Raw genomic sequence first — 15,984 nt, 5'->3', positions numbered from 1 at the left:
AGTGTTTGACTGTATCGACTTGGTTTTCGCGATAGAGGGTGTCTTGCGACGGTTTATTGACTGTTGATTACAAAGGATTTTTAGACTGGGCTGTAAATCCGTGGGGCATTGCGGTGAGGAACGTGGATCAGGTTCAAGCGGTGTTTGCGTGCCCACTGCACGGTCAGCGCAGTCGGTGCCGAGAGACTGACCAGCGTGCCGAACCCGGCGCGCACGGCCTTGTGAATCAACTCCAGGCTGCAACGGCTGGTGACTACGGTGAAGCCCTGGCGAGCATCGATGCCAGTGGATTTCATCGCACCGATCAGCTTGTCCAGGGCGTTGTGCCGGCCAATGTCTTCGCGGCACAGGCGCACGACGCCGTCCGCATCGACATACAGCGCGGCGTGCAATGCGCCACTCTGCCGGGCCAATTGCTGTGCGTCTTCGATTTTGCCGCGCAGGCCCTCCAGATGTTCGGCGGGGGGCAGCGGGGCAGGTTCGAGGATCTGCAGTTGCGGCAACGCCTGCTCCAGCGCCTCGACGCCACACAGGCCGCAGCCACTGGTCCCGGCCATTTGCCGACGATGATCCTTGAGTTCCCAGAACGCGCGGCTGCTGATCTGCACATCGGCTTGGCAGGCCTGGTCGAAGTGGGTCAGGCGCACGTCGTAGATCTCGTCGAGGTCGTTGACGATGGCGTTGCTCAGGCTGAAACCGCGCACGAAGTCTTCGATGTTGCCCGGTGAAACCATCATTACCGCCTGGCTCAGGCCGTTGAAACTGATCGCCAACGCGGTTTCGGCGGCCAGCGCCGCTTCGGTGGGCACGCTGTCGGCCGAGTATTCGCGGTAGGTGAATGACGACGGTTGCGCCGCCGGTGCATTGGCGTCGCCGTGTTCAGCCGGTTGTTCAATCGGGCACTGCATGACTCAATCCTCTTCGCTTCACACGCCAAACAGGCGCTTGGCTTCTTCAAAACATTTCTCGGCAATCGCCGACCGCGGTTCGGTCTTGCGCATCACCAACCCCAGCGGGGCCAGCACACTGGCGTCTGGCAAGTTGATGAAGGCCAGGTTTTCAATCGGTGCTTCCAGACCACTGTCCAGCGGCATTATGGCGCAGCAAAAGCCAGCGTGAATCGCTTGCAGCAACTGATAGGTGGAGTCGCTTTCCAGGATCGGCTGCGGGCTTAGCCCCCGGCTGCGAAAGCTCAAATCCACCGATTTGCGGTAGTGCATGCCGTTGGTGATCATCCCCAGCGGCAGTTCAGCGGCGTCTTCCCAACTCATTTCCGTGCCATCGAAGTGGTAGTGACGCTTGTCATACAGCAGGCCGACCCGAGTCGCGCCAATCTCGAAAAAATCGAAGTAGTTCTGGTTGACATGATCGAGGTAGCACACGCCCAGGTCCAGTTGGTTATTGCTCAGGTTTTCGATGATCTGGTCGGAACTCAGGGAACTGAGGTTGAACGTCAGTTCGGGGAAGCTTTTCGCCAGGCCCTGGATGTAGTTGACCGGGTTGAAACTGCTGAGCGGCACCAGGCCCATGCGCAACTGGCCGACCAATTGCCCGCGACAGGCGGCGGCTTCGGCGAACAAGCCGTCGTGGGCGGCCAGCAGGGTCTTGGCCCAGGCCAGCACCCGTTCGCCGGCCTGGGTGAAACCTTCGAAGCGCTGACCGCGTTTGACCAACACCAGGTCCAGTTCGTCCTCCAGGTTGCGCAGGCGCATCGACAGGGTCGGTTGGGTGATGTAGCACAGCGCTGCGGCTTGGCCGAAATGGCGGGTCTGCTCCAGGGCGATGAGAAATTTAAGCTGTTTGATATCCACGAGGGTTCCTGCGGGTCGGGTAGGGGCGTTGGCCGGGACGGACATGAAAAACACACGCTCCGTTTGCGGGGCACCAGCCGCGGGTAGGACTCCATGCTGAGGATAAGGCTAGTCCTGAAAGAACCATCCCACACTGGGTGGTGCAGGTCCAATTGATAGGAGTTAACAGCCGATCAATCGGCTCAATGAGCGGGGTTTCACCCGCGTGAACTTAATGATATTGCACCGCGTTAGTGCATGATAGAAAGCCTCGATAGGCCGGTCAGTACAAGTGATTAGACGGCGCCATGCTGGCCACTTTACCCTGTGTAATTGTTTGAATAACTGCCCATTGGAGGAAGTCGTGAGCGTAAAATCGGATGCGTTATTTGTGCCGTTAAATATTGCCGTATTGACCGTCAGTGATACCCGTGAATATGCAAATGATACGTCAGGTCAATTATTGGTCAGCCGGCTATTGGAAACCGGTCATCAATTGGCAGAACGTAATTTGCTAAAAGATGATTTATATAAAATTCGTGCCCAGGTCGCGACCTGGATTGCCGACGACTCGGTGCAAGTGGTGTTAATTACTGGCGGCACCGGGTTTACCGGTCGCGACAGCACGCCTGAGGCCGTGAGCTGTTTGCTGGACAAACAGATTGATGGTTTCGGCGAATTGTTTCGGGCGATCTCGATTCTTGATATCGGCACCTCGACGGTGCAATCGCGAGCGCTGGCCGGGTTGGCCAACGGTACGCTGGTGGTGTGCTTGCCAGGCTCCACCGGTGCCTGCCGCACGGCCTGGGAAGGCATTCTGGTCGAACAGCTGGACGCCCGTCACCGTCCCTGCAATTTTGTCCCGCACCTCAAAGCTGCGCCGGCCTGCGGTCCTCGCGGATGAACCCGCCAGCGCTGATGCCGACGTGATTCGCGAACGGGAAGTGCTGCCGTGACGTTAATTCCTTTCTGAGTTGATGTAGCCAGACGCTCCAAACAGCAACTGTAGGAGTTGCCAAAGGCTGCGATCCGGTGGCCGGAAGGCCGTTCCGGCCTTATCGCAGCCTGCGCCAGCGCCTACAATGTTTTGGGCCATCCATCGATATATAAACCCCTTCTTGATAATCATAAACAATGGAGCGATTGATTCGCTCGATCACTCATTATTCAGTTGTTTCCCCCGTGATAGAAAAGCTCGATGACCCAGTCATAAATAGCGATTGGACGGGCCCCTTACAGACTTATAAGCTGGCTCCATAAACCAGAAATGACGTGATTGAAATAACTTAAGTCCGCCAATAACGCCTATTTAATGACGTGCAATAAGACCTAAGTCTGGCACTTCGCCGTGGAGTTTTATCATGATTAAAGTTGACCGTTATAAGCCTTATAAAGGTGCCGCCGCCGGTTGGGGTGCGTTGATTGCCGTGACCAAAAACTGGCTCGGCAGCGAAAACGCGTTGAAGAACATCCGCACCATGCTCAAGACCAATCAGAACGGCGGTTTCGACTGCCCTGGCTGTGCCTGGGGCGAATCGCCGGAAAACGGCATGGTCAAGTTCTGCGAAAACGGCGCCAAGGCGGTCAACTGGGAAGCCACCGGGCGCTTGGTCAACCCGGCGTTCTTCAACAAGTACACAGTGTCGTCCCTCACCGCGCAGAGCGATTATTGGCTGGAGTATCAAGGCCGCTTGACCCACCCAATGCGCTACGACGCCGTCACCGATCGCTACCAGGAAATCAGTTGGGACGACGCGTTCGCCCTGATCGCCAAACACCTCAATGGCCTGGACTCGCCTGATCAGGCCGAGTTCTACACCTCGGGTCGCGCCAGCAACGAAGCGGCCTATTTGTACCAGCTGTTCGTTCGGGCGTTCGGTACCAACAATTTTCCAGACTGTTCGAACATGTGCCACGAGGCCAGCGCGGTGGCCATGGTAGAAAGCGTCGGGGTCGGTAAAGGCACGGTGGTGTTTCATGATCTGGAACTGGCCGACGCCATTTTCGTCATCGGGCAAAACCCTGGCACCAACCACCCACGGATGCTGGAACCCTTGCGTGAAGCGGTACAACGCGGCGCTCAGGTGATTTGTTTCAATCCGCTGAAAGAGCGCGGTCTGGAACGTTTCCAGCACCCACAACACCCGCTGGAAATGCTCACCAACGGCTCGGAACCGACCACCTCGGCCTACTTCCGTCCGGCACTGGGTGGCGACATGGCAGCCATGCGCGGCGTGGCCAAGTTCTTGTTGCAGTGGGAGCGCGAAGCCTTGGCGACGGGCGCCGAAGAGGTGTTCGACCGGGCGTTCATCGCCGAACACACGTCGGGTCTGGACAGCTATCTGCAGCAGGTCGATGCCACTTCCTGGGAGCACATCGTCGAACAGTCGGGCCTGAGTCTGGTGGACATCGAACTGGCGGCGCGGATGTACGCCAAAGCCAAGCGCGTGATCATGTGCTGGGCAATGGGCTTGACCCAACACACGCATTCGGTGGCGATCATTCAGGAAGTGATCAACGTGCAACTGTTGCGCGGCAACATCGGCCGTCCGGGCGCCGGGCTGTCGCCAGTGCGCGGCCACAGTAACGTGCAGGGCGACCGCACCATGGGCATCAACGAGCTGGCGCCCACCGACTTCATGGATGCGCTGGAAAAGCGTTTCTCGTTCAAGGTCCCGCGCAAGCATGGCCACAACACGGTCATGGCGATTGGCGCGATGGAGCAAGGGCGGGCCAAGGTGTTCATCGGTCTGGGCGGCAACTTCGCCCAGGCCACGCCCGACACCCCGCGCACCCATGCCGCGTTGCGCAACTGCGACCTCACCGTGCACATCGCCACCAAGCTCAATCGCAGCCATCTGGTCATGGGTCGCGACGCCTTGATTCTGCCGTGCCTGGGCCGTACCGATATCGACATGCAGGCTGAGGGGCCGCAAGGCATCACCGTGGAAGACACCTTCAGCATGGTGCACATTTCCCACGGCCAGTTGAAACCCAAGTCGCCGTTGCTGCGTTCGGAACCGGCGATCATTGCCGGCATCGCCAACGCCACCCTCGGCAAATTCCCCATCGACTGGAACTGGGTGGTAGAGGACTACAGCCGGATTCGTGACCTGATCGCCGACACCATTCCCGGCTTCAAAGATTTCAACCAGAAGCTGCAGCATCCCGGCGGTTTTCACTTGAGCAACGACGCCACCAAGCGCATCTGGAACACCGGGACCGGCAAGGCGCGCTTCGTTTCCAATACCTTGCCTGAAGACCTGGTCAGCAAATGCGTGCGCGCCACCGGAGAAAAACCCGACCTGATCTTGCAAACCATGCGCTCCCATGATCAGTACAACACCACGTTGTATGGCCTGGACGACCGTTATCGCGGGGTCTACGGCATGCGTGAAGTGCTGTTTGCCAACGAACAGGACATTCGCAAGCTGGGCTTCGAGCCGGGAGAAAAGGTCGACCTGGTGTCGCTATGGGATGACGGTCGCGAGCGTCGGGTGAGCGGTTTTACCCTGATCGCCTACGACGTTCCTGCGGGACAGGCGGCGGCCTACTACCCAGAGACCAACCCGTTGGTGCCGCTGGAAAGCTACGGCGATCGCACCTTCACCCCGACTTCGAAGTTCATCGCCATCCGCCTTGAAAAGGCCAAGGTCAGCAATCTGATTCAGTCGTCGGCTGCCTGATTTCAACCGGGGCGGCCAGCGCGCCGCCTCACCTGTTCCGCCTATTTATTCGCTGCGAGTCACAAGGCTCGACACGGCCGGGTTTCGTTTGCCCACCGCTGGAGTCGCCATGGGGGTTTCATCATGTTCAATCTGCAGGCGCTGGACCTGGCGCGTATTCAATTTGCGTTCACGGTCTCGTTTCACATCCTGTTCCCGGCCATCACCATCGGGCTCGCCAGCTTCCTGGCCGTGCTCGAAGGCCTGTATTTGAAAACCGACAATACGGTCTACAAAGACCTGTATCACTTCTGGTCGAAAATCTTCGCCGTCAACTTCGGCATGGGCGTGGTCTCGGGGCTGGTCATGGCCTATGAGTTCGGTACCAACTGGAGCCGCTTTTCAGCGTTCGCCGGCAGCATCACCGGGCCGTTGCTGACTTATGAAGTGCTCACCGCCTTCTTCCTCGAAGCCGGTTTCCTCGGGGTCATGTTGTTTGGCTGGAACCGGGTAGGACGTGGGCTGCATTACTTCTCCACAGTGATGGTGGCCATCGGCACGCTGATCTCGACCTTCTGGATCCTCGCCTCCAACAGCTGGATGCAGACCCCGCAGGGCTTCTCCATCGTCAACGGTAAAGTGATTCCACTGGACTGGTTGGCGATCGTCTTCAACCCGTCATTCCCGTTCCGTCTGGCGCACATGGCGATTGCCGCGTTCGTCGCCACGGCGTTCTTTGTCGGCTCCTCGGCGGCCTGGCATTTACTGCGCGGCAACGATACGCCGCAGGTGCGCAAGATGCTGTCCATGGCGTTGTGGATGGCGCTGATCGTCGCGCCGATTCAAGCGGTGGTCGGCGACGCCCACGGCTTGAACACCCTGGAACATCAACCGGCGAAAATCGCCGCCATCGAGGGCCACTGGGAAAACGTCGGAAACGGGCCGACGCCACTGGTGCTGTTCGGCATCCCGGACATGCAGGCGGAAAAGACCAAATACGCGATTGAAGTGCCGTACCTGGGCAGCCTGATCCTGACCCACAGCCTCGACAAACAGATCCCCGCGCTGAAGAGCTTCCCCAAAGAAGACCGGCCCAACGCGACCATCATCTTCTTCAGCTTCCGGATCATGGCCGGCCTGGGAATGTTGATGATTCTCACTGGTGTGTTGGGCGCCTTCCTGCGGCGTAACCAGGCGTTGTACCGCAACCGGCTGTTCCTGCGCCTGGTGCTGGTGATGGGGCCTTCCGGCCTGATCGCGATGCTCGCCGGCTGGATCACCACTGAAGTCGGGCGTCAGCCATGGGTGGTCTACGGACTGCTGCGGACCTCCGATGCCGCCTCGCCGCATAGCGTGGTGCAGATGAGTATCTCGCTGGCGTTGTTCGTCGCTATCTACTTCTCGGTGTTCGGGGTTGGCATCGGCTACATGATGAAACTGGTGCGCAAAGGTCCGCAGCCGCATCACGAACATCCGGTGCAGGGTGGTCCAGGTCAAGACCGCACGCCACGTCGGCCACTGTCGGCAGTCGCCGAGCCGCTGACGTCTGAGCCACATTTGAATGAGGAGGTTTGAGTCATGGGCATTCAAGGCATAGATCTGTCGTTGATCTGGGGCGTGATCATCGCCTTCGGGGTGATGATGTACGTGATCATGGACGGTTTTGATCTGGGGTTGGGGATACTGTTTCCGCTGATCCCGGACGCGCAGGAGCGCGATGTGATGATGAACACCGTGGCACCGGTGTGGGATGGCAACGAAACCTGGCTGGTCCTCGGCGGCGCGGCATTGTACGGCGCCTTTCCGCTGGCGTATTCGGTGATCCTCGAGGCGCTGTACCTGCCACTGATTTTTATGCTGTGCGGGTTGATTTTCCGCGGCGTGGCCTTCGAGTTCCGCTTCAAGGCCAGTCCGGAAAAGCGTCATATCTGGGACATGGCCTTTATCGGCGGCTCGTTCCTGGCAACCTTCAGCCAGGGCATCGTGATCGGCACCTACGTGGCCGGCATTCCGGTGGTCAACCAGCAATTTGCCGGTGGCGATTGGGACTGGCTGGCACCGTTCCCGCTGTTCTGCGGCCTGGGCCTGATCGTTGCCTACGCACTGCTGGGCAGCACCTGGTTACTGGTCAAGACCGAAGGCATGCTCGAGTCCTCCATGCGCTTGTTCACCCGGCCGCTGGCCTGGCTACTGATGGCAATGATCGGGGTGATCTGCGTCTGGACGCCAATGCTCCACCCGGAAATCGCCACTCGCTGGTTCTCCCATGCGCACATCGTGGTGTTCGGTGTGTTGGCGGCTCTGGCGTTGCTCGCACTGACCGGACTGCTGAGCACCTTGCGTCGGCGGCACACGCACTGGCCGTTCATCTTCACCCTGATCCTGGTATTCCTTGGCTACATCGGCCTGGCGTTCAGCGTCTGGCCCAACATCATCCCGCCTTCGGTCAGCATCTGGGACGCTGCGTCACCGCCGTCGAGCCAACTGTTCATCCTGATCGGTGCCTTGTTCATCCTGCCGATCATCCTGATGTACACCTGCTGGAGCTACTACGTGTTTCGCGGCAAAGTGAGGATTGGCGATGGCTACCATTAAACGAGCGGGCCGCTGGTACACACAACTGATGTGGCTGGTGGCGATCTGGGTTGGCAGCGTGGTTGCACTGGGTGTGGTAGCGGGGGCGTTCAGGTTATTGATGCATTGGGCGGGGATGCGGGGGTAGGGTTCAGACAGTGCATACATCACCTGTAGGAAATCAGTTTTGACTCTGATTTTAGTGACACCTAAAGCCCAGACAGCACGAAGGGGAGCCTGGGCTCCCCTTCAAAGTTTTCTGTATGCTCTTTTTATTTTTCTAGGGTGGCCTATTGTTGTTTTTGGCGACCGTTCCCTTGTACCGCTTCTTAAGCGACCCCCATCCGGGGTCAAGAGCAAACGTATTTTTTTGAGCGCTGATGCAGCCTTTATCATCACTGATCCAACCCGACCTGACGCTACCTTGAGGTAGTTTTATTGTTCTTTGTCCGGTTGCGAGACCGAAGTCCCTGAAAAGCCATCCACTCCAAAAAAATCTGTTAGCTGCGTCTCTGTTCGTGTTGTTCTTGTTAGGTCAGAGCCGATACGTATTGTTTTTATTGGGTACTGCGTTGTTTTTTTATTTTTGTTGTACAGGAGTAATAGCAGAACCCGTGCCAACTTTTGTAAACCCTTTGAAAACGGGGCTTTCAGGAAACTGACCTGGGTGCCGTCAGAAAAAATAACCAAAAATTGTTTCCGTGTTACCCGTTTCCGTCGACCGTTCATCGAGACGGTAACACTCAGCCCGCCAATCTGGCCTTCGCCACCCGCGATCCGGTGGGGCGCCCAAGGACGTCGCAGATTCGTCGCCCGGCAGCAATCAGCAGATCCATGTCGATCCCGGTCTCGATCCCCAACCCATTGAGCATATACAGCACGTCCTCGGTGGCGACATTACCGCTGGCACCTTTGGCGTAGGGACAGCCGCCGAGGCCGGCGATGGAGCTGTCGAACACATGGATGCCTTCGAGCAGGCTGGCGTAGATATTGGCCAGCGCCTGACCATAGGTGTCATGAAAGTGCCCGGCCAATTTGCCGTGCGGGATTTTGCCGGCCACGGTGTCGAACAGCACGCCAGTCGCCCCCGGTGTGCCCGTGCCAATGGTGTCGCCCAGGGAAATCTCATAACAGCCCATGGCGTACAACTCGTTGGCCACCGAGGCCACCTGTTGCGGAGCAACCTCGCCCTCGTAGGGGCAGCCCAGCACGCAGGACACGTAACCGCGAACCTTGATCCCGTACAGGCGCGCCGCTTCCATGATCGGCTCGAATCGCTCCAGGCTTTCACTGATCGAACAGTTGATATTGCGCTGAGAGAAGGTTTCCGACGCGGCGGCAAACACAGCCACTTCGGTCACCCCCGAGGCGAGGGCGTCTTCAAAGCCTCTCAGGTTTGGCGCGAGGGCGGCGTAGGTCACTGCCTCTTTACGCTGAATCTGCGCGAAGACCGCAGCCGAGCCGGCCATCTGCGGCACCCATTTGGGCGAGACAAAACTGCCGACCTCTATATAGCTCAACCCGGCGGCGCTCAGGTCATCGACCAATTGCACTTTGGCCGCGACGCTGACCGGTTGGGCTTCGTTCTGCAGGCCGTCACGCGGGCCGACTTCTACCAGACGTACAGAGAGGGGCAGGGCCACGGCATCACCTTCTAATTATTTTAGGTTTATTCGTTAATCGTTTGATTTTCGACTGTTTTTTCCAGCGCAAGCAGGCAACGCTCTTCGGCGGTGTCGAGTTCCAATTGCATTTGCTGGATGTCGAGAAGCTGTTGCTCAAGCTGCAGACGGCGTTCGCCGATCTTGCCGAGCATGGTGTTCAGCTGCTTTTGATTGTCGCCGCGCGGGTCGTACAGCTCGATCAGGTCACGGCATTCAGCCAGGGAAAAACCAATGCGCTTGCCACGCAGGATCAGCTTCAGGGTGACCTTGTCCCGTGCCGAATAGACGCGCTCAAGGCCACGCCGTTCGGGGGCGAGCATGCCTTGTTCTTCGTAGAAGCGAATGGCGCGGGTGGTGATGTCGAGCTCTCGGGCGAGGTCGGAAATGCTGTAGGTCTGGCTGCTCATGAAAGCGCTCAAGGTTAGGCGTCTGGCTAACCTACGGCGTAGTTGACGTATACGTCAAGCAGTCTGGCTTGACGTAATGCCTGTGGATTGGGACGCGGTCCCTGTAGGCGCTGCCGAAGGTTGCGATGAAGCCAGCAAACTCAGTGGGTCTGAAGGCCAATCGCAGCCTTCGGCAACTCCTACGGAAGGTGCTAATCCCGAAAAGATTACTTAGCCGCCAGTTCCATTGCTTTATCGAGTTTCTTTTCCTGCGCCGTCACCAACTGGCACAGCTCGATCATCTGCTCGCGCATCCAGCGATTGGCCGGGTCCTGGTCGGTACTTTCATGCCAATACAGGTGGGTTTCCACCGATGGCACATCGTTCACCGGCAGCGCCACATAGTGCAGTTCGTTACGCCGGGCGAAGCGTTCCGGCACGGTCATGACCATGTCGGTCTGCTGCAACACCTGGGACGCCATCAGGTAATGCTGGGAGCGCAGGGCGATTTTGCGTTGGATGCCCATTTTGCCCAGTGCCAGGTCGACATGGCCCAGACCACTGCGACGGCTGGAGATATGGATGTGGGTTTGCGACAGGTAGTCGTCCAGGCTGTACTTTTCCTTGGTCGCCAGCGGATGGCCCTTGCGCATGGCGCAGACGTATTTGTCTTCCATCAGCTTGACGTGGCGCACCTGAGGGTCGGTGTTCAGCGGCGCATCCACTGCAAAGTCGAGGCGACCGGCCGCCAGTTCCTTGGTGGTTTCGCGACGTTTGGAGAGGAAGCTTTCAATGATCACGGTCGGCGCCAGACGCCGCAAACGCTGGAACAGCGGCGGCAGGATCACCGCCTCGGTGAGGTCGGTCATGCTGATGCGGTAGGTCTTGCTCGCTTGTTGCGGGTTGAAGATCCGGCTTTCTTGCACCGAGACCCGCAGCAATGACAGCGCGTTGCGCACCGGGCCGATGATGTTCTGCGCCATCGGGGTGGGCACCATGCCTTGCGCGGTACGCACGAACAGCGGGTCGTTGAAGGTCTCGCGCAAGCGGGCCAGAGCGTTGGAAACCGCCGGCTGGGTGATCCCGACGATTTGTCCGGCGCGGGTCAGGTTGGCTTCGGTGTAGATGGCATCGAAGACAATAAAGAGGTTGAGGTCGACCTTGCTCAGATTCATTCCGTTGCGCTCTCTAGCTGTTTTTGTTGTGTGTTGCATAGGCCGATCATATATCGGTTATGAATGTTTATACACGCCGAGAATAGGTTAGGTAAATTTTCGTCGCTGATCTAGCATCCAATTCATGACCTCACCCCCTCATTCCAGAAGGTAGCTGCTCATGGATTTCGCTTATTCGCCAAAGGTTCAGGAACTGCGTGAGCGCGTTACCGCGTTCATGGACACCTATGTCTACCCGGCTGAAGCCGTATTCGAACGCCAGGTCGCCGAGGGTGATCGCTGGCAGCCCACCGCCATCATGGAAGAGCTGAAAGCCAAGGCCAAAGCCGAAGGCTTGTGGAACCTGTTCTTGCCTGAGTCGGAACTGGGTGCCGGCCTGACCAACCTTGAGTACGCGCCATTGGCGGAAATCATGGGCCGTTCGCTGCTGGGGCCGGAGCCGTTCAACTGCTCGGCACCGGACACCGGCAACATGGAAGTGTTGGTGCGTTACGCCAATGACGAGCAGAAAGAGCGCTGGCTGCAGCCGCTGTTGCGCGGTGAGATTCGTTCCGCATTCGCCATGACCGAGCCCGACGTTGCTTCGTCCGACGCCACCAACATGGCCGCCCGCGCTGAACGTCAGGGCGACGAGTGGGTGATCAACGGCCGCAAATGGTGGACCTCGGGTGCGTGCGACCCGCGCTGCAAGATTCTGATCTTCATGGGCCTGAGCAACCCGGACGGTCCGCGTCACCAGCAGCACTCGATGATTCTGGTGCCGGTGGATGCCCCCGGCGTGAAAATCGTGCGCCCGCTGCCGGTGTTCGGTTATGACGATGCGCCACATGGCCACGCCGAAGTGCTGTTCGAAAACGTGCGTGTGCCGTATGAAAACGTACTGCTGGGCGAGGGCCGTGGTTTCGAAATCGCTCAAGGTCGCCTTGGCCCAGGCCGGATTCACCACTGCATGCGTTCTATCGGCATGGCCGAGCGCGCGCTGGAATTGATGTGCAAGCGTGCGATCAGCCGCACCGCATTTGGTAAGCCATTGGCCCGTCTGGGTGGCAACATCGACATCATCGCTGACTCGCGGATGGAGATCGACATGGCCCGCCTGTTGACCCTGAAAGCGGCGTACATGATGGACACCGCAGGCAACAAAGTGGCGAAAAGCGAAATCGCCCAGATCAAAGTGGTGGCACCGAACGTGGCGCTGCGCGTTATCGATCGGGCGATCCAGATGCACGGCGGTGCCGGCGTTTCCAACGACTTCCCGTTGGCTTACATGTACGCCATGCAACGCACCCTGCGCCTGGCCGACGGCCCGGACGAAGTACACCGCGCGGCGATTGGCAAGTTTGAGCTGGGCAAGTATGTGCCAAAGGACATGCTGCGTAGCGAGCGTCACTGATAACGCCAATGACCCCTGTAGGAGCTGCCGAAGGCTGCGATAAGGACAGAATGGCCTTCGCCATTTAAATCCTTTCGCAGCCTTCGGCAGCTTCTACAGAAATCGTGCTTCATCCAGAACGCTTAAGACGGGTGTTGTCTGACACACCACTCAATAAACCCACACCTCAACCCGACGATTCTTGATCCTGCCTTCATCGACGTTATTTGCCGCTACCGGCATTTCGTCACCAAATCCGCGAATATCGCGAAAGCTCACCCCGTTTTTCACCAGTTCCCGTCGCACGGCCATGGCCCGCAGCTTGGACAATAGCGTCGCGCGCGCCGGGTCGCTCTTCGAATCGCCGAAGCCCACCAGGGTGACTTCACGGTTCAACTTGTCATGGTTTTTCAAGTAGGCCAATACCCGTTTCAGATCGCGCTGGGCCTTGTTGTCGAGGGTGGCGCTACCCTGGGCAAAACGAAAGTTTACCGACAGACGCTGGGCCTGTTTGACGATGGCCTGGTAATCCGCCGGCATTTCGGGCGAGGTGGAGACTTTGACCGCCTGCACGGTCTGGGCAATGAAGCCGTTGTTGGCGACGATGGCCTGGCCCTTGGTGCTTTGCGCAAATTGCACCAGCGCCTCGGCCCAAGGTTGATGGGCTTGTGGTGGCAGGTAGAAATACAGGCGCCGCGACAGCGGGTAGTCTTCGGTGGCAATCAGGCCGACGCTGGGCAGCATGGCTTTCGAGTCGCCGTCGACAATCGCCACCGCTTGCGCGTGGCGGACGGAGGGCAGGCCGATGAAGCCGATGCCGCCACGGTCCTGGCTGACTTTGTCCGACAGCTGTTCACTGGACTCGAAGCGCCGGGCGTCAGCGGTCAGGGTCTTGCCGCGCTTGCTCAGCACCAATTCCTTGAAGGTGTCGTAGGTGCCGGACTGATCATCGCGGGCGTAGACATGAATAGCGCCGCCGGTGCCGCCGAGTTCTTCCCAGGTCCGCACTTCGCCGGAAAATATCTGCGCCAGTTGTTCGGTGTTCAACTGATGCAGCGGGTTGTCCGGATGCAGGATCACCGCCACGCCGTCAATGGCGATGACTTGTTCGGCTTTGGCGCTTCTGAAGTCACCCAGGCTAAGCAGGTTGCTCTGTTCGCTGTCTTTGATTGGGCGTGACGAGGCAGCCAGTTCCGCTTTGCCAGCTTTCAAGGCCGTGAAGCCGGTGCTGGAACCATGGGCGGCAACTTCGATCACTACGCTGCGGCCGTCGAGGCTCTGGCCGACGATGCGTTGTTCGTTGTCGCTGGCACCGGGTTCGACGTGCACATTTTGCAGGCCTTGTACCTGCATCAGGCCTTCCACCAGCGCCGGGCCGAGGCTGGCGCCAATGGTATTCGAGCCCTGAATGCGCAGCGCGGGAACGCCGTCGGCGGGCAGTGGCAAGGTCGCGAAAGCAACAGCGGGCAGGGCGCTACAGATCAGCCCCAGCAAAACAGCGCGCAGCATGTGCGGCACCTTAATAAAGACAAGAAAGTGCCGGGAGAATAAGTCAGGTTGATTGCTGAAATATGACAGCGATGTTTTGGTCTTCGTTGTAGGCACGGGCTTGCCCGCGATCTGCTTGATGCGGTGTGCCAGATAAACCGCTATCGAGGGCAAGCCCGCTCCTACAAAGGAGGGGTTAGTTCAACTCAAGCCAGATCGGCGCATGGTCCGATGGTTTTTCCATGGCGCGCAGGTCGTAATCCACACCCGCTGCCTTGATTCGCGGCTGTAAGCCGTGGGAAGCCATGATCAGGTCGATGCGCAGACCCCGTTTTGGCTCGTCTTCAAAACCCCGGCTGCGGTAGTCGAACCAGCTGAAACGATCGACCACTTCCGGGTACAGGTGTCGGAAGCTGTCCACCAGCCCCCAGTTTTTCAGGCGCGCCAACCATTCGCGTTCTTCCGGGAGGAAGCTGCATTTGCCGGTTTTCAGCCAGCGCTTGGCGTTGTCCGGGCCGATGCCGATGTCGCAGTCTTCAGGGGAAATATTGATGTCGCCCATTACCACCAGCGGCTGGTCATTCTTGAACTGGGTTTCCAGCAGGGCCTGCAGGTCGCTGTAGAAGCGCTCTTTGGCCGGGAACTTGGTCGGGTGGTCGCGGCTTTCACCCTGGGGGAAGTAACCGTTCATGATGGTGATCGGCTGGCCGTTGGCGTCGGCGAATGTGCCCCAGATAAAACGCTTCTGCGCCTCTTCGTCATCGGTGTGAAAGCCTTTGTGCAAGGTTAGCGGTGCCTGGCGCGAGAGCAGGGCGACACCGTAGTGGCCTTTCTGCCCGTGGAAGTGCACGTGATAACCCAACGCTTCAATTTCAGCGTGGGGGAATTGATCGTCGGAAACCTTGGTTTCCTGCAAACCGATGACATCCGGCTGATGTTTTTCAATCAGTGCCGCCAACTGATGAGGTCTGGCGCGCAGGCCGTTGATGTTGAACGAAACGATTTTCATGGACGGCATCCTGGCGAAAGCAAAAAAACGATGCTAGCTGACCTGTCGGCTCTCGGCCAGCGTGGCGGACTCGACGTTCGACTGCTAGGGTCGGTAACAGGAGTGCAAGGTTGTAGGAACCGTGGCATCTGGCGGTCAGTCAAACCTGCATACGATCAACGCGACCGTTCGAGTCGCGGCGCAGCGGTGAGGTCCAGCCCATGCTTGATATGTCCACAGCGGTCGCCGAGGTTCGTTTGCTTGACGGCGGTTATTCCCGTGAAGCCCGTTCGCTGCTTTACCACGCCTACCGTCATGAGCCGAGTTTCGCCTACCTGTTCGAATCGGAACGCGCCGGCTACGAACAGCGCGTGCGGGCCACGGTGCGCGAGTTGGTCAAGCAGCATTTTTTCCAGGAGCTACCGGCGTTGGGGCTGTTCGTCGATGACCGGCTGGTAGGGATTGCCCTGATCACGCCGCCCCAACGGCGTTTGGGCATCACTGAAAGCTGGGCCTGGCGGCTGCGCATGGTGCTCAGCACCGGTCTGCGCTGCACCCAGCGTTATTTGGAGTACTACCAGGCGGTGCTGGCGTGTCTGCCGTCTGATTCGGTGCATGTCCTGCCACTGTTGGGCATACACCCGCAATTCCAGGGCAGGCACTTTGGCGAGCAGCTGCTGGAAGCGTTGCATCAATGGTGCGCAGTGGACGAAAACTCAAAAGGCGTGGTGCTGGATACCGGAAATCCCCGCTATTTGGCCTTCTATAAACGACAGGGATATGAGGAAATCGGAGAAGTTGCTGTAGGACCAATCCGTGAGCATGTGTTCTTTCACCCGAATCCCCAGGTTTTACTGGGGGCTCACGCGTAAAGGCACGAAA

14 protein-coding genes are annotated in these 15,984 nt (G+C 58.6%); 7 read left to right on the top strand and 7 right to left on the bottom strand.

What is annotated here, in order from left to right; translation table 11 throughout:
* Nucleotides 1–80: 80 nt before the first annotated feature.
* Together fdhD and ACF0H7_RS18435 are read right to left on the bottom strand one after the other, a co-directional pair.
* The gene (gene fdhD / locus ACF0H7_RS18440; protein WP_397448335.1) at nt 81–908 is read right to left on the bottom strand and encodes a formate dehydrogenase accessory sulfurtransferase FdhD; all 828 of its coding nucleotides are present in this window, start codon (nt 906–908) and stop codon (nt 81–83) included.
* Nucleotides 909–926: 18 nt separating this feature from the next.
* Nucleotides 927–1,811, bottom strand: a complete 885-nt coding sequence (locus tag ACF0H7_RS18435) for a LysR family transcriptional regulator (RefSeq protein ID WP_397448334.1) — start codon at nt 1,809–1,811, stop codon at nt 927–929.
* 343 nt (nt 1,812–2,154) lie between these two features.
* Between ACF0H7_RS18435 and moaB the strand changes: the two genes are divergently transcribed.
* The 5 genes from moaB to ACF0H7_RS18410 all read left to right on the top strand — a co-directional run bounded on the left by moaB (nt 2,155) and on the right by ACF0H7_RS18410 (nt 8,177).
* A complete protein-coding gene (gene moaB, locus ACF0H7_RS18430; protein WP_397448333.1) occupies nt 2,155–2,694 on the top strand; it encodes a molybdenum cofactor biosynthesis protein B in 540 nt (179 codons plus the stop codon).
* A gap of 457 nt (nt 2,695–3,151) precedes the next feature.
* The gene (locus tag ACF0H7_RS18425; RefSeq protein ID WP_397448332.1) at nt 3,152–5,476 is read left to right on the top strand and encodes an FdhF/YdeP family oxidoreductase; all 2,325 of its coding nucleotides are present in this window, start codon (nt 3,152–3,154) and stop codon (nt 5,474–5,476) included.
* A 123-nt stretch (nt 5,477–5,599) separates the two neighbouring features.
* Nucleotides 5,600–7,030 (top strand): cytochrome ubiquinol oxidase subunit I, encoded by a 1,431-nt coding sequence (locus ACF0H7_RS18420; protein WP_397448331.1) that lies wholly within the window; start codon nt 5,600–5,602, stop codon nt 7,028–7,030.
* 3 nt (nt 7,031–7,033) lie between these two features.
* Nucleotides 7,034–8,050, top strand: coding sequence for a cytochrome d ubiquinol oxidase subunit II (cydB, locus tag ACF0H7_RS18415; protein ID WP_397448330.1), 1,017 nt, complete (start codon nt 7,034–7,036; stop codon nt 8,048–8,050).
* Nucleotides 8,037–8,177, top strand: coding sequence for a DUF2474 domain-containing protein (locus ACF0H7_RS18410; protein ID WP_397448329.1), 141 nt, complete (start codon nt 8,037–8,039; stop codon nt 8,175–8,177). Before cydB ends, ACF0H7_RS18410 begins: the two co-directional genes overlap by 14 nt.
* Nucleotides 8,178–8,772: 595 nt before the next feature.
* Here the strand turns inward: ACF0H7_RS18410 and ACF0H7_RS18405 are convergent.
* The 3 genes from ACF0H7_RS18405 to ACF0H7_RS18395 form a co-directional block, all read right to left on the bottom strand.
* Nucleotides 8,773–9,672, bottom strand: a complete 900-nt coding sequence (locus ACF0H7_RS18405; RefSeq protein WP_397448328.1) for a hydroxymethylglutaryl-CoA lyase — start codon at nt 9,670–9,672, stop codon at nt 8,773–8,775.
* A gap of 26 nt (nt 9,673–9,698) precedes the next feature.
* Nucleotides 9,699–10,100: a MerR family DNA-binding transcriptional regulator gene (locus ACF0H7_RS18400; RefSeq protein WP_397448327.1), complete on the bottom strand. Its 402-nt coding sequence runs from the start codon at nt 10,098–10,100 to the stop codon at nt 9,699–9,701.
* Between the two features lie 206 nt (nt 10,101–10,306).
* Complete coding sequence (locus ACF0H7_RS18395; RefSeq protein WP_397448326.1) at nt 10,307–11,254, bottom strand: LysR family transcriptional regulator; 948 nt, start codon at nt 11,252–11,254, stop codon at nt 10,307–10,309.
* A gap of 160 nt (nt 11,255–11,414) precedes the next feature.
* Between ACF0H7_RS18395 and ACF0H7_RS18390 the strand changes: the two genes are divergently transcribed.
* The gene (locus ACF0H7_RS18390) at nt 11,415–12,647 is read left to right on the top strand and encodes an acyl-CoA dehydrogenase (RefSeq protein ID WP_397448325.1); all 1,233 of its coding nucleotides are present in this window, start codon (nt 11,415–11,417) and stop codon (nt 12,645–12,647) included.
* 150 nt (nt 12,648–12,797) lie between these two features.
* Here ACF0H7_RS18390 and ACF0H7_RS18385 read toward each other — a convergent pair whose 3' ends face one another.
* Complete coding sequence (locus ACF0H7_RS18385; RefSeq protein WP_397448324.1) at nt 12,798–14,135, bottom strand: substrate-binding domain-containing protein; 1,338 nt, start codon at nt 14,133–14,135, stop codon at nt 12,798–12,800.
* 175 nt (nt 14,136–14,310) lie between these two features.
* Nucleotides 14,311–15,123 (bottom strand): exodeoxyribonuclease III, encoded by an 813-nt coding sequence (gene xthA / locus ACF0H7_RS18380; RefSeq protein WP_397448323.1) that lies wholly within the window; start codon nt 15,121–15,123, stop codon nt 14,311–14,313.
* Between the two features lie 200 nt (nt 15,124–15,323).
* Between xthA and ACF0H7_RS18375 the strand changes: the two genes are divergently transcribed.
* The gene (locus ACF0H7_RS18375; RefSeq protein ID WP_397448322.1) at nt 15,324–15,974 is read left to right on the top strand and encodes a GNAT family N-acetyltransferase; all 651 of its coding nucleotides are present in this window, start codon (nt 15,324–15,326) and stop codon (nt 15,972–15,974) included.
* Nucleotides 15,975–15,984: the final 10 nt, after the last annotated feature.

Source organism: Pseudomonas sp. NA-150 (assembly GCF_044336365.1).
Classification (GTDB): domain Bacteria; phylum Pseudomonadota; class Gammaproteobacteria; order Pseudomonadales; family Pseudomonadaceae; genus Aquipseudomonas.
The sequence above is the reverse complement of the archived record's forward strand: the minus strand, read 5'-3'. Positions and strand labels throughout refer to the sequence as shown.

Excerpts from the sequence above, each read along its gene's own strand:
- fdhD (WP_397448335.1), bottom strand. The coding sequence starts at position 908 with ATGCAGTGCCCGATTGAACAACCGGCTGAACACGGCGACGCCAATGCA.
- ACF0H7_RS18425 (WP_397448332.1), top strand. The coding sequence starts at position 3,152 with ATGATTAAAGTTGACCGTTATAAGCCTTATAAAGGTGCCGCCGCCGGT.
- ACF0H7_RS18420 (WP_397448331.1), top strand. The coding sequence starts at position 5,600 with ATGTTCAATCTGCAGGCGCTGGACCTGGCGCGTATTCAATTTGCGTTC.
- cydB (WP_397448330.1), top strand. The coding sequence starts at position 7,034 with ATGGGCATTCAAGGCATAGATCTGTCGTTGATCTGGGGCGTGATCATC.
- ACF0H7_RS18410 (WP_397448329.1), top strand. The coding sequence starts at position 8,037 with ATGGCTACCATTAAACGAGCGGGCCGCTGGTACACACAACTGATGTGG.
- ACF0H7_RS18400 (WP_397448327.1), bottom strand. The coding sequence starts at position 10,100 with ATGAGCAGCCAGACCTACAGCATTTCCGACCTCGCCCGAGAGCTCGAC.
- ACF0H7_RS18395 (WP_397448326.1), bottom strand. The coding sequence starts at position 11,254 with ATGAATCTGAGCAAGGTCGACCTCAACCTCTTTATTGTCTTCGATGCC.
- ACF0H7_RS18390 (WP_397448325.1), top strand. The coding sequence starts at position 11,415 with ATGGATTTCGCTTATTCGCCAAAGGTTCAGGAACTGCGTGAGCGCGTT.
- ACF0H7_RS18385 (WP_397448324.1), bottom strand. The coding sequence starts at position 14,135 with ATGCTGCGCGCTGTTTTGCTGGGGCTGATCTGTAGCGCCCTGCCCGCT.
- xthA (WP_397448323.1), bottom strand. The coding sequence starts at position 15,123 with ATGAAAATCGTTTCGTTCAACATCAACGGCCTGCGCGCCAGACCTCAT.
- ACF0H7_RS18375 (WP_397448322.1), top strand. The coding sequence starts at position 15,324 with ATGCTTGATATGTCCACAGCGGTCGCCGAGGTTCGTTTGCTTGACGGC.